14 protein-coding genes and 1 pseudogene are annotated in these 10,297 nt (G+C 60.7%); 9 read left to right on the top strand and 6 right to left on the bottom strand.

What is annotated here, in order from left to right:
• Positions 1-5 precede the first annotated feature (5 nt).
• The 3 genes from ACF8FB_RS14950 to ACF8FB_RS14960 are packed head-to-tail and all read right to left on the bottom strand — an operon-like array spanning position 6 to position 1,383.
• On the bottom strand, positions 6-311 hold the full coding sequence (locus ACF8FB_RS14950; protein ID WP_003254009.1) for a DUF6482 family protein: 306 nt from the start codon (positions 309-311) through the stop codon (positions 6-8).
• Positions 308-844 carry a DUF3833 domain-containing protein gene (locus ACF8FB_RS14955; protein ID WP_392511517.1) on the bottom strand — a complete coding sequence of 179 codons (537 nt, stop codon included), beginning with the start codon at positions 842-844 and terminating at the stop codon, positions 308-310. Before ACF8FB_RS14955 ends, ACF8FB_RS14950 begins: the two co-directional genes overlap by 4 nt.
• Before the next feature lie 2 nt (positions 845-846).
• Complete coding sequence (locus ACF8FB_RS14960; protein WP_392511518.1) at positions 847-1,383, bottom strand: chalcone isomerase family protein; 537 nt, start codon at positions 1,381-1,383, stop codon at positions 847-849.
• A 160-nt stretch (positions 1,384-1,543) separates the two neighbouring features.
• On the opposite strand from ACF8FB_RS14960, the gene ACF8FB_RS14965 reads away from it, so the two are divergent.
• The 4 genes from ACF8FB_RS14965 (at position 1,544) to ACF8FB_RS14980 (ending at position 4,304) form a co-directional block, all read left to right on the top strand.
• Positions 1,544-2,035 carry a DUF1543 domain-containing protein gene (locus ACF8FB_RS14965; RefSeq protein WP_014591337.1) on the top strand — a complete coding sequence of 164 codons (492 nt, stop codon included), beginning with the start codon at positions 1,544-1,546 and terminating at the stop codon, positions 2,033-2,035.
• 78 nt (positions 2,036-2,113) lie between these two features.
• The gene (locus ACF8FB_RS14970) at positions 2,114-2,884 is read left to right on the top strand and encodes an SDR family NAD(P)-dependent oxidoreductase (protein ID WP_392511519.1); all 771 of its coding nucleotides are present in this window, start codon (positions 2,114-2,116) and stop codon (positions 2,882-2,884) included.
• Between the two features lie 95 nt (positions 2,885-2,979).
• Positions 2,980-3,672, top strand: coding sequence for a DUF421 domain-containing protein (locus ACF8FB_RS14975; protein ID WP_003254014.1), 693 nt, complete (start codon positions 2,980-2,982; stop codon positions 3,670-3,672).
• A 92-nt stretch (positions 3,673-3,764) separates the two neighbouring features.
• Entirely contained in the window at positions 3,765-4,304 is a 540-nt protein-coding gene (locus ACF8FB_RS14980; protein ID WP_041167015.1) for a type 1 glutamine amidotransferase domain-containing protein, read from the top strand.
• Between the two features lie 56 nt (positions 4,305-4,360).
• Here the strand turns inward: ACF8FB_RS14980 and ACF8FB_RS14985 are convergent, their stop codons facing one another.
• A complete protein-coding gene (locus ACF8FB_RS14985; RefSeq protein WP_010953640.1) occupies positions 4,361-4,885 on the bottom strand; it encodes a hypothetical protein in 525 nt (174 codons plus the stop codon).
• Positions 4,886-5,079: 194 nt separating this feature from the next.
• Here ACF8FB_RS14985 and ACF8FB_RS14990 point away from each other — a divergent pair, with 194 nt between their 5' ends.
• From ACF8FB_RS14990 to ACF8FB_RS15000, 3 genes and pseudogenes are all read left to right on the top strand, one after another.
• Entirely contained in the window at positions 5,080-5,937 is an 858-nt protein-coding gene (locus ACF8FB_RS14990; RefSeq protein WP_010953639.1) for a glucose 1-dehydrogenase, read from the top strand.
• 168 nt (positions 5,938-6,105) lie between these two features.
• The gene (locus tag ACF8FB_RS14995) at positions 6,106-6,570 is read left to right on the top strand and encodes a hemerythrin domain-containing protein (RefSeq protein ID WP_010953638.1); all 465 of its coding nucleotides are present in this window, start codon (positions 6,106-6,108) and stop codon (positions 6,568-6,570) included.
• Between the two features lie 74 nt (positions 6,571-6,644).
• Positions 6,645-6,869 (top strand): annotated as a pseudogene (locus tag ACF8FB_RS15000) (hypothetical protein); the annotation flags it as partial.
• A gap of 25 nt (positions 6,870-6,894) precedes the next feature.
• Here ACF8FB_RS15000 and ACF8FB_RS15005 read toward each other — a convergent pair.
• Positions 6,895-7,836, bottom strand: coding sequence for a GlxA family transcriptional regulator (locus ACF8FB_RS15005; protein WP_108191607.1), 942 nt, complete (start codon positions 7,834-7,836; stop codon positions 6,895-6,897).
• Between the two features lie 109 nt (positions 7,837-7,945).
• On the opposite strand from ACF8FB_RS15005, the gene ACF8FB_RS15010 reads away from it, so the two are divergent.
• Both ACF8FB_RS15010 and ACF8FB_RS15015 read left to right on the top strand, forming a co-directional pair.
• Positions 7,946-8,743, top strand: coding sequence for an SDR family oxidoreductase (locus tag ACF8FB_RS15010; protein WP_064493329.1), 798 nt, complete (start codon positions 7,946-7,948; stop codon positions 8,741-8,743).
• 151 nt (positions 8,744-8,894) lie between these two features.
• A complete protein-coding gene (locus ACF8FB_RS15015) occupies positions 8,895-9,902 on the top strand; it encodes a zinc-binding alcohol dehydrogenase family protein (protein WP_392511520.1) in 1,008 nt (335 codons plus the stop codon).
• 119 nt (positions 9,903-10,021) lie between these two features.
• On the opposite strand, the gene ACF8FB_RS15020 is transcribed toward ACF8FB_RS15015, so the two are convergent.
• Complete coding sequence (locus ACF8FB_RS15020; protein WP_017147688.1) at positions 10,022-10,195, bottom strand: hypothetical protein; 174 nt, start codon at positions 10,193-10,195, stop codon at positions 10,022-10,024.
• Between the last annotated feature and the right edge of the window lie 102 nt (positions 10,196-10,297).

The raw sequence follows: 10,297 nt of genomic DNA on the forward strand, positions 1-10,297 counted from the left end.
CCGGGCTACCACTGGCTGGTGAGCGTTACCGGTACGCGCAGCGGCGCGATGGGGCCGTCACGTTGCCCGCACATCTCATCATGCACCACCTGCTGCACCAGCATGCACGGCACCGGCGGCAGGTCGGCCAGCAACTGCCGCAGTTCGGTCGTGGAGCGCACGCGCACGGGCTGCCCCTGGGCATCGCTCAATGTCACAGGGCCGGCGTCGGTCAGGGCGCGCAGGAGGTAGAAGCCCCCCTCCAGCGACAGCAGTTCAAGTTCCTTGGCTTCGCCGGTCGAAACCAGCTGGGTCAGCGCGATCAGGTTCATGGTGTGCCCTCTGGCAGGCGGCGGAAGAACAAGGTGATCTGGCCAATCTCAACGCCCAGTTTGCTCATGCTCGAGCGGTTGATCAGGGTGTCGTCATCCATGAGGTACATCCAGTCGTCCAGGTCTACCTGCCAGTGCCGCCCGTCGACCGGCAGATCCAGTTGGTAACGCCATCGCAGCGCGTTGCCCGCCACTTCGCCACGCGCCTCGCCAATCACGTCCCCCGCTGTTCCCCGCCAGCGCCCGGGGCCGTCCGGCACCAGCGTCCAGGTACGCTGCTGGCGTGTGCCATCGCTATAGAGAAAATGCTCGTCGAGGATCAGCCGTTCACCCTCTCGGCGGCTGTCGATGCGCACATGGAAGCGCTTGACCACCTCACCGGAACGCTTCTGGAACATCCCCCACGCCTGAACCGGGCGCGAGAAGAACGCCACCAGGTCCAGCTTCGGCTGCTCCTGGGCATAGTGCTCGATACCGACATTGCCACAACTGCCCAGAAGCAGGCAGGCAGCCAGCAACAGCGCTTTGTACATGTTCAGGCTCCTCGGTCATCGCCAGCCAGCCCAAGCAGCCGCTGACGCAATTGGGGGTCTCTGGCCCGCGGGTCAAGCCAGATGGCGAAGAAGGCCCGGGCGAACACCGGATCGTCGATCGCGTGGCTCAGTTTGCCGTCGACGTAAAAGCGGCAACCCTGCCTCGGCAGGTACAAGCCCGTGATGCGCATGCCAGGGCTCACGTCCACGAATGCCTGCTCAATCGCCCTGGTCCATGCCGCGCGTTGCTGTGCCGTCATGCTGCCGCCACCCAGGCGTTGCATTTCCTTAAGGCTGGCCTTGACCAGCGTGTCCCTGGACAATGAACGGTGATAGAGCAGCTCAAGGGCAAACGGCTGGTTCCAGTCCTGAACCGGGCCAACTGCCCATAATCGGGCGGTATACAACCGCAGGCCAAACCAAGTGAAATCACCGGCGCCCAGCCGTTGCGCCGCAGGCAGCTCCGCTCGCCAGTCTGCCGCCGACGACATGGCGGCTAGCAGCAGGCATAGACAGGTCCAACGTGCAGGGTGCGCCATTCTGACCTCGAGCACTTTGCTAAATACTATACAATAGTAGACGCTTGTACAGATATTTGACGAGCCATGTATAGTTCTTAATGCCCAGCATGCACATTTCTGCAAGCCTCGCGCCCCCGTTATCGAACACCCATGAAAGTCGAGATAGAAGGAATTGCTCATGCTGTACGTCGTCATGCTCGGTGGACGTCACCCACGGGCCAATATCGAGGTCCACGACGTGTTGTTCGCGCAGGCGGACTCGCTTGAACAGGCCTACCCCCATCTGCGCCAAGCCTGGTTCGGGAGCCGAACGGGCCTGCACATCGACGCCTGGATGGAAGTCGACGGTATTGACCGCTACCGCGTCGCGTTCAGTCAGGTAGCGCCTGGCCCACACGATCCCAGGTTGTTCTTCATCAACCTTGGCGGCTACGAGCCCGGGGTGTTTGGCGAGGCACACCGCTACCTGCTGGTGGTGGCCAGGGACAAGGCCGAGGCCAGGCAACTGGGCAAACAGCGCCTGCAGGCAGACTGGCTCAAGCCGCATACCGACGCGGTACTGGACGTCGACGATTGCCTGCCGATCGACTGGGTGAACGACCGTTACGTGCACTTGATCGAAGGGCCACATGACGGCTTACGGCAGTACAGCGACTATATCCTGCTGTGAGCTCCCCCCTGCCAGCTGCACGAACGTTGGCAGGCATCACAGGACGAGGCGCCAGCGCCCAGCCAAGAGGACACGCCGATGAGCCTGATCAACGACCTTCAGACACCCGCCAACGTGCTGGTCTGCGGGGCCAGCCAAGGGATTGGCCTGGCATTGTGCACGCAGTTGCTGGCGCGCGATGACATCGGGCTGGTGTTCGCCGTTTCGCGACGCGCCACCACCAGCCCTGCGCTGGATACCTTGTTCACAGAGCACGGGCGACGGTTGGTTCGCCTGGACTGCGACGCCCGGTCCGAGCAGGCACTGCACACTCTGGCAGCACAGGTGGGCGCCTGCTGCGACCAGCTGAACCTGGTCTTCAGCACGCTTGGCGTGCTGCAAGAAGGCCCGGCACGGGCTGAAAAGGCGCTGACCCAGCTTGATATGGCGGGGTTGCTGAGCAGTTTCACAACCAACTGTTTCGCCCCTGTTCTGCTGCTCAAGCATTTGCTGCCGCTGCTGCGTCGGCACCCGATGGCCTTCGTCGCCTTGTCGGCGCGAGTCGGGTCGATCGGCGACAATCACCTGGGGGGCTGGTACAGCTACCGTGCCAGCAAAGCCGCGCTCAACCAGCTTCTGCGCACTGCAAGCATCGAGCTGAAGCGACTGAACCCCGCTTCAACGGTACTTGCATTGCATCCCGGCACCACCGACACCCAGCTTTCCCGACCCTTTCAGGGCAATGTGCCGCCGGGCAAACTGTTCTCGCCCGCGTTTGCCGCCACCTGCATCCTGGCACTTGTGAGCCGTCACGGCCCGGCGCAGAGCGGAACGTTCTGGGCGTGGGATGGCACGCCGATTCCCTGGTGACGCGCGCGGAGAGTTGCAGGCCAAGTCGATGAACCAGCCTTGAGCGAGAACGGTCAACCCTTTATCTGACAACGGCAGAAGGAAGGGTGGAACGAATGGTTTCGTTTGATCTGCAACGGATGCTGATAGGCGACTTCCCTTTTACCTTTCTGCTGGAAGTTGCTGTGCGTGTTTCAGCGGCCTTCCTGGCCGTGTTCTTCTTTCTGAAATTCAGTGGCCGGCGCGGGATCAGACAGCTGTCCCGGTTCGAGCTCGTGGTCATTCTCACCCTGGGCTCAGCTGCCGGCGATGTGACCTTTTACGAGGACGTACCGCTGCTTCCGGTGGCCTTGGTTTTCCTCACGCTGTTCATGCTTTACCGAGGAACGGTCTACCTTATGAGGCGAAACAGAACCTGCGAGGCCTGGATCGACGGGCTGCCGGTCACGGTAGTGAAAGATGGCATGTACGAAATCCATTCGCTGCGGCACATGAACATTTCACCGAATGAGCTGTTCATGGAGCTACGCCAGCAAGGTGTCGAGCACCTGGGCCAGGTTCGACTGGGCCTTCTGGAAACCGATGGCGATCTCAGTTTGTACTTCTACGATCAGCAAGACACACGCCCAGGCCTGTCAGTGCTGCCGGTCGAGCATCGCCCGGAGTACACATCGCCGCCCGGCGCCGGGTTGCATTGCTGCGTGAGCTGTGGTTTCCCGGCCTACCATGAGCCTCATGACACCCTGGCATGTTCACGTTGCGGTCATACGGTCTGGTCGCCTGCATTGGATACCGTGCGCAACCGTTAGCAGGTTCTCCCCATACCGCCAGGCATCGAGCAGGAACTTTGCTTGCTGTTTGCAGGCCCTTATGAAAGGCCTATCAGCACGAGGAGAAAATGATGAGTGCACAATTGAACGGCAAGCGCGTGGCCTTTCTGGTCACCGATGGCTTTGAACAGGTGGAACTGACCGGCCCGCGTGAAGCCTTGGAAAACAGCGGCGCGGTGGTCGATATCCTGAGCGAGAAAGAAGGCACGGTACGTGGCTGGAACCATGACGAACCCGCCGACGCGTTCAGCGTGGATGCGACTTTCGACAGTGCGCAGCTTGACCTCTACGACGCCTTGGTGCTGCCTGGCGGTGTGCAGAACTCCGACACCATTCGCTTGATCCCCGGTGCGCAGAAACTGCTAAAAAGCCATGATGCGGCCGGCAGGCCGCTGGCGGTTATCTGCCACGGCGCGTGGCTGCTGATATCGAGCGGGTTGGCCAAAGGCAAACGAATGACCAGCTACAAGACCTTGCAAGATGACATTCGCAACGCGGGCGGTACGTGGGTGGATGAACAAGTGGTGGTCGATGGCAACCTCATCACCAGCCGCCAGCCGGACGATATCCCCGCCTTCAATGAGCAGTTGATCAAGGCACTGGCAGACTGAACCTGCTACTGCTCAGTGCGTGCTGGTCGCCCATGATGCCGACCAGCACGCACTGATCACGCCAGCTGGATGAAAACCGAATAACTGCCCAGCAACACCCAGAAGCACAGGAAAATCCAGGGCGTGCGCAAGGAAAACAGCAGCGATTTGCGGTGCCCCGCCTGAGAGGTTTCAGCCTCGCAGAACAGCGGCGACTCGTCATAGGCCAGCCCCATCAGCGGTTCGCTGCGCAGCAAGTGGCTCTGCTTCATCTGCCAGTGCTCGATAATCCGGAAGGCCGCGCGGATGCCAGGCCAGGCATTCAGTGTACTGAGCACGCCGAGCAGTGCGAGAAAAGCCGGGACCATCAGGGTGAACATTTCGCCCCAGCTTTGGTTAAGGTTACCCATCGATGACACGTAGGCGATCACCAGGAACGACTGGGCCGCAAGATAAGCGTCGGTACGGTTGGCCAGGATGGTGGTCTCATACTGAATTTCGCGTCGATAGAAATCCAGCCGCTCCTTGGGCGTACCGAACATCCTCTCGTTCGTCTGATCGATCTCATGTTCCGGCGTGGAAGGCGTGATGATTCGAGGCACTGCAGACTCCTTGATGACGTGGGCCTCACCCATGCCAGCAAGCCCCGTCAGCGGTAGAGCTAGGCGGAGGGTAAAAATTCACTGGGAATGGGTGCATCAACCGCTCGTCGCTCAGCACGAAGATCCACTTCAACACTGGCCTGGCGCGCCTTTCGAACGGGAATGAGCGTTCCAACCCTGCAGGAGCTTCCAGCATGAGCGACTACCCTACCCCTCCATTCCCATCCCAACCGCAAAGCGTTCCCGGTTCCCAGCGCAAGATGGATCCGTATCCGGACTGCGGTGAGCAGAGCTACACCGGCAACAATCGCCTCGCAGGCAAGATCGCCTTGATAACCGGTGCTGACAGCGGCATCGGGCGTGCGGTGGCGATTGCCTATGCCCGAGAAGGCGCTGACGTTGCCATTGCCTATCTGAATGAACACGACGATGCGCAGGAAACCGCGCGCTGGGTCAAAGCGGCTGGCCGCCAGTGCCTGCTGCTGCCCGGCGACCTGGCACAGAAACAGCACTGCCACGACATCGTCGACAAGACCGTGGCGCAGTTTGGTCGCATCGATATCCTGGTCAACAACGCCGCGTTCCAGATGGCCCATGAAAGCCTGGACGACATTGATGACGATGAATGGGTGAAGACCTTCGATACCAACATCACCGCCATTTTCCGCATTTGCCAGCGCGCTTTGCCCTCGATGCCAAAGGGCGGTTCGATCATCAACACCAGTTCGGTCAACTCTGACGACCCGTCACCCAGCCTGTTGGCCTATGCCGCGACCAAAGGGGCTATTGCCAATTTCACTGCAGGCCTTGCGCAACTGCTGGGCAAGCAGGGCATTCGCGTCAACAGCGTCGCACCCGGCCCGATCTGGACCCCGCTGATCCCGGCCACCATGCCTGATGAGGCGGTGAGAAACTTCGGTTCCGGTTACCCGATGGGACGGCCGGGTCAACCTGTGGAGGTGGCGCCAATCTATGTCTTGCTGGGGTCCGATGAAGCCAGCTACATCTCGGGTTCGCGTTACGCCGTGACGGGAGGCAAACCTATTCTGTGATCGTGCTGCGGGGGCCTGCTGACGCGGGCCTCGGCGCCTCTGGCAGAGCGGTATAGAGCCTGGGCTTGACGCGTGCCCTACCAGACGTCATTAGCGTTGAACCCTGCCGCCCACTGCTACTCAACCTCATGCAAGCCATTTTTCATTCGCCCGCGACGAGGTGACACCATGAATGCTATCGACCTGCTGGTTCAAGACCATAAATTAGTCAAGAAGCTGCTGGAAGAGCTCTGTGCGACCACAGAGCGTGCCGTGAAGAAACGCGCCGAACTGCTGCAACGCATTGAGCAGGAACTGCAAATCCATACCGCTCTGGAGGAGGACATCCTCTACCCGGCGATCAAGCAAGCCGGTGGTAAAGAGGAAGCCAAGATGTATTACGAAGCCAAGGAAGAACACCGGACTGTCGACGCCCTGGTGCTGCCTGATCTGCTTCATACGCAACCAGGCACGCTTGAGTTCGCCGGTCGGGTCAAGGTGATGAAGGAGCTGCTTGAGCATCACATCGAAGAAGAGGAGGAAGAGCTCTTCCCCACCGCGAAAAAGCTCCTCGGCAAAGACCAACTGGACGAGCTGGGGCTCGCCATGCAAGCCCAGAAAAAACTGCTCAAGGGTGAGCAACGGGCCGCTTGAATCAAAGGCGCCAGCCGGGTCGGGCACGACCGGCCCGGCCTGACGCCAGGGATTAATGTTTGGGACTCGCTTCGATGGAGAGCTGGATCGACTTGCTGGAGTGGCCGGCCATGCTGGTCACGGTGGTGGCAGCCTGGTGTATCGGGTCGCACCGTCCAGGACGGCGCATGGTGGGCTTCTGCTGTTTTATCGCCAGCAACATACTGTGGTCAGTCTGGGGGTGGCATGCCCAGGCCTGGGCTTTGATTGTGCTGCAGCTTGTGTTGTGCCTGATGAACCTGAGGGGGTGGCGCAAGAATAAACGCGCTTCAAGTAAATCGCAGGTCACACTTGCCGAGCATCCCTTCGCACCGCCTGAGGAGGTACGCCCAACACACGGACGAATACCTCGCGCAGGTGCCGGCGGTCCCTGAACCCGGTTTCCTTGGCCACCACCTCCAGGCTGTGCCGGCTCTGCTCGATCATCAACCGGGCAGCCTCAAGCCGCAGCCCCTCGATGGCCTTGGCGGGTGACTGCCCGGTTTCGGCGGTGAATACACGGGTGAACTGCCGCGGGCTCAGGTGCGCCACCTGGGCCAGCTCTTCCACGCACAATGGGCGGCTGAGGTGCCTGCGCGCGTAATCCAGGGCGCTCTGGATACGGTCCGTCCTGGGCGACAGCGACAACAGTTCGGAGTGCTGGCACTGCCCGCCAGAACGGCGTTGGTGCATGACCATCTTGTGCGCTACCGACCTGGCCATCTCGTTACCCAGATCCTTTTCCACCATGCCCAGGGCCATGTCCAGGGCGGCGGTCATGCCGGCGGACGTCCAAATCGGCCCATCGACGATGAAGATCCGGTCTTCCTCGACGTCGATCTTCGGGTGCAACTCACGCAACTTGTTCGCGTAGGCCCAGTGGGTTGTAGCACGCCGCCCATCCAGCACCCCGGCCTGCGCCAGAACGAAACTCCCGGTGCATAGGCCCGCAGTGCGCCGCGCAGCGTCGACGAAGCCCCGCACGCTGGCCAGCACCTCGTCACCGGGTGGCGTCAACGGCGTCAGCGTACCCGTCACCATCCAGGTGTCGGCCAGGCCAGGGGCAGCCAACGGCAGCGTCTCGACAGACATCCCCAGCGAGGAGCGTACCGTGCCGCCCCCGACAGAAAAGTTCTCGAGCCTGTAAACCGCCTTGCCGGCGACGATATTGGCAAACTCGAACACGGTTTGCGTTGCCAGGCACATGATCTGAAAGCCTTCGGTTAACAAATAGCCGACCCGGTGCATGCTTGAGCCCCTCTGAGCAATGTCCTGAAAAACTACCATATACGTCCTTTAAGACAAAAACTGTCTTCTGCATGATGGCTCCACCCACTCAAAGCAACGGAGTATCACCATGACACAGGCATTCAAAGGCACCGCGCTTGTCACCGGCGCTTCCACCGGCATCGGTTCGCTCTACGCAGAACAGTTGGCACGCCGCGGCTATGACCTGGTACTGGTGGCCCGCAACCGGGAACGCCTCAACGCATTGGCGGCCCGGCTCACCACCGAAACGCGGCAGAACGTGGAAGTGTTCCCGGCCGACCTGGCCAATACAGATGACCTTGCCAAGGTAGAACGCAAGCTGCGCGAAGACGCCAGCATCAGCATGCTGGTGAACAACGCGGGCATCGGCACCCACACCAGCCTGCTGGAAAGCGATGTTGAACGCATGGCCGAAATGATCAGCCTGAACGTCACCGCCCTCACCCGCCTGACCTATGCGGCTGTACCCGGTTTCGTAGCGCGCAAGCAGGGGGCGATCATCAATATCTCGTCCATCGTCAGCCTGGCGCCAGAACTGCTCAACGGCGTCTACGGCGGCAGCAAGGCGTACGTCACTGCGTTCACCCAGTCCTTGAACAAGGAGCTGGCAGGCAAGGGGGTGCAGGTGCAGGCGGTACTGCCCGGGGCCACCGCCACTGACTTCTGGCAAATCGGCGGCTTACCGGTCGAAAACCTCGACCCCGGCATCGTGATGTCGGCCCAGGACCTGGTGGACGGTGCGCTGCAGGACTTCGACAACGGAGTGCTGATCTCCTTACCGTCGATGCAAGATCTGCAAGCCTTCGACCAATACGAAGCTGCCCGGCAGGCCTTGTTCAGCCAGCTGTCCAGCAACCAGCTTGCACCGCGTTACAGCGCCAGCTGACGAATGCGTGTGAGGCGCTTACGCTTGGTAACGAGCGCCTCACACCATTTTCACTGAGGGAGAGAAAGTCTTGCGCTATTTGGCCAGTTTATCGACTTAATCCAAACCACTAGCCTGAACTCACTTTTCCAATACCCAAGAGGTTGCGCCCATGAAGGCTGTCGTTTACACCCAACCCGGTTTGCCGATCCAGGACCCGCAGTCGTTGTATGACGCGCAGTTGCCCGAACCCAAGCCGGGAGCCCGGGATCTGCTGGTCGAGGTAAAGGCCATTGCTGTCAACCCGGTCGACACGAAAATCCGCGCGAGCCGCGGCGGTGAGCAACCACAGGTTCTCGGTTGGGATTCGGTTGGCGTTGTTCGCGAGGTTGGGCCAGAGGTCACGTTGTTCCAACCTGGCGATGAGGTTTTCTACGCCGGTGCCATCGACCGTGCTGGCAGCTACAGTGAGCGCCATGTGGTGGACGAGCGTATCGTTGGACGCAAGCCCCGCAGCCTGGACAACGCCAGTGCCGCAGCCCTGCCCCTTACTTCCATCACCGCATGGGAGCTGCTGTTCGACCGCCTGGGTGTCGAAGAAAACGGGGGCCAGGGTCAAAGCCTACTGGTGATTGGAGCCGCCGGCGGAGTGGGATCGATCCTGGTCCAGCTCGCCAGCAAACTCACACAGCTGGTGATCATCGGCACAGCGTCGAGGCCTGAAACCAAAGCCTGGGTCAAGGAACTGGGGGCGCATCATGTCATCGATCACACCAAACCGATCCCGCATCAACTGGAAGCGCTCAAGCTGAGCCCGGTCGACCATGTGATCAGCCTGACCCATACCGACACCTACCTCCCCCAACTGGTCGAAGTGCTTCGCCCACAAGGCAAGCTCGCGCTGATCGACGACCCGGCGCAACTGGATGTCATGCCGCTCAAGCGCAAATCCCTCTCCCTGCACTGGGAGCTCATGTTCACGCGTTCGCTGTACCAGACCGAGGACATGATCAAGCAGCATCAACTACTCGATCGCATTTCACAGCTGGTCGATGATGGGGTGCTCAAGACCACCCTCGGCGAGCACTACGGCACTATCAACGCCGAGCATCTCAAACGCGCTCACGCCCTGATCGAGAGCGGGAAAGCACGCGGCAAGATTGTTCTGGAAGGTTTCTGATCGCGTTCCGGTTCTGATCCAGGGCTCAGCTTTCAAGACCACCCCGGCCTCCGCTTCGCGAATGCACAAGCCATGAACCACCACCTGAAAGGAACGTTTCACGGCGGCGGCTGGCCTCCTCAAGGCTTTGCAGTGCGCCCTTTTTTCCACTGCGCCCTCGAGACACCTTCAGCGTAGCCGGTGACACCGATCGCTACCTGCTGAATGCGGCCGCCATGCTGAAGGAAGGCCTCGACCTGCTCGCAGATGCGCACATGGGCTTTTTGGGCCGCGCTGGGGTACGTCTGGGACATGTTGGCATCTCGGTTATGAGCCACTGAACGACAGTCACCCGAGCAGGCACTATACACCCTGCAGTGCCATCAGGGCCTGAAGCCTGCCAAAACCCTAATGCC

This window comes from Pseudomonas sp. yb_2, from assembly GCF_043103905.1.
Taxonomy (GTDB): Bacteria; Pseudomonadota; Gammaproteobacteria; order Pseudomonadales; family Pseudomonadaceae; genus Aquipseudomonas; species Aquipseudomonas alloputida.

Coding starts and splice junctions, on each gene's coding strand:
- ACF8FB_RS14995 (WP_010953638.1), top strand. CDS start 6,106: ATGAATGCTATCGACCTGCTGGTTCAAGACCATAAATTAGTCAAGAAG.
- ACF8FB_RS14970 (WP_392511519.1), top strand. CDS start 2,114: ATGAGCCTGATCAACGACCTTCAGACACCCGCCAACGTGCTGGTCTGC.
- ACF8FB_RS14950 (WP_003254009.1), bottom strand. CDS start 311: ATGAACCTGATCGCGCTGACCCAGCTGGTTTCGACCGGCGAAGCCAAG.
- ACF8FB_RS15020 (WP_017147688.1), bottom strand. CDS start 10,195: ATGTCCCAGACGTACCCCAGCGCGGCCCAAAAAGCCCATGTGCGCATC.
- ACF8FB_RS14990 (WP_010953639.1), top strand. CDS start 5,080: ATGAGCGACTACCCTACCCCTCCATTCCCATCCCAACCGCAAAGCGTT.
- ACF8FB_RS15005 (WP_108191607.1), bottom strand. CDS start 7,836: ATGCACCGGGTCGGCTATTTGTTAACCGAAGGCTTTCAGATCATGTGC.
- ACF8FB_RS15015 (WP_392511520.1), top strand. CDS start 8,895: ATGAAGGCTGTCGTTTACACCCAACCCGGTTTGCCGATCCAGGACCCG.
- ACF8FB_RS14960 (WP_392511518.1), bottom strand. CDS start 1,383: ATGGCGCACCCTGCACGTTGGACCTGTCTATGCCTGCTGCTAGCCGCC.
- ACF8FB_RS14965 (WP_014591337.1), top strand. CDS start 1,544: ATGCTGTACGTCGTCATGCTCGGTGGACGTCACCCACGGGCCAATATC.
- ACF8FB_RS14975 (WP_003254014.1), top strand. CDS start 2,980: ATGGTTTCGTTTGATCTGCAACGGATGCTGATAGGCGACTTCCCTTTT.
- ACF8FB_RS15010 (WP_064493329.1), top strand. CDS start 7,946: ATGACACAGGCATTCAAAGGCACCGCGCTTGTCACCGGCGCTTCCACC.
- ACF8FB_RS14980 (WP_041167015.1), top strand. CDS start 3,765: ATGAGTGCACAATTGAACGGCAAGCGCGTGGCCTTTCTGGTCACCGAT.
- ACF8FB_RS14955 (WP_392511517.1), bottom strand. CDS start 844: ATGTACAAAGCGCTGTTGCTGGCTGCCTGCCTGCTTCTGGGCAGTTGT.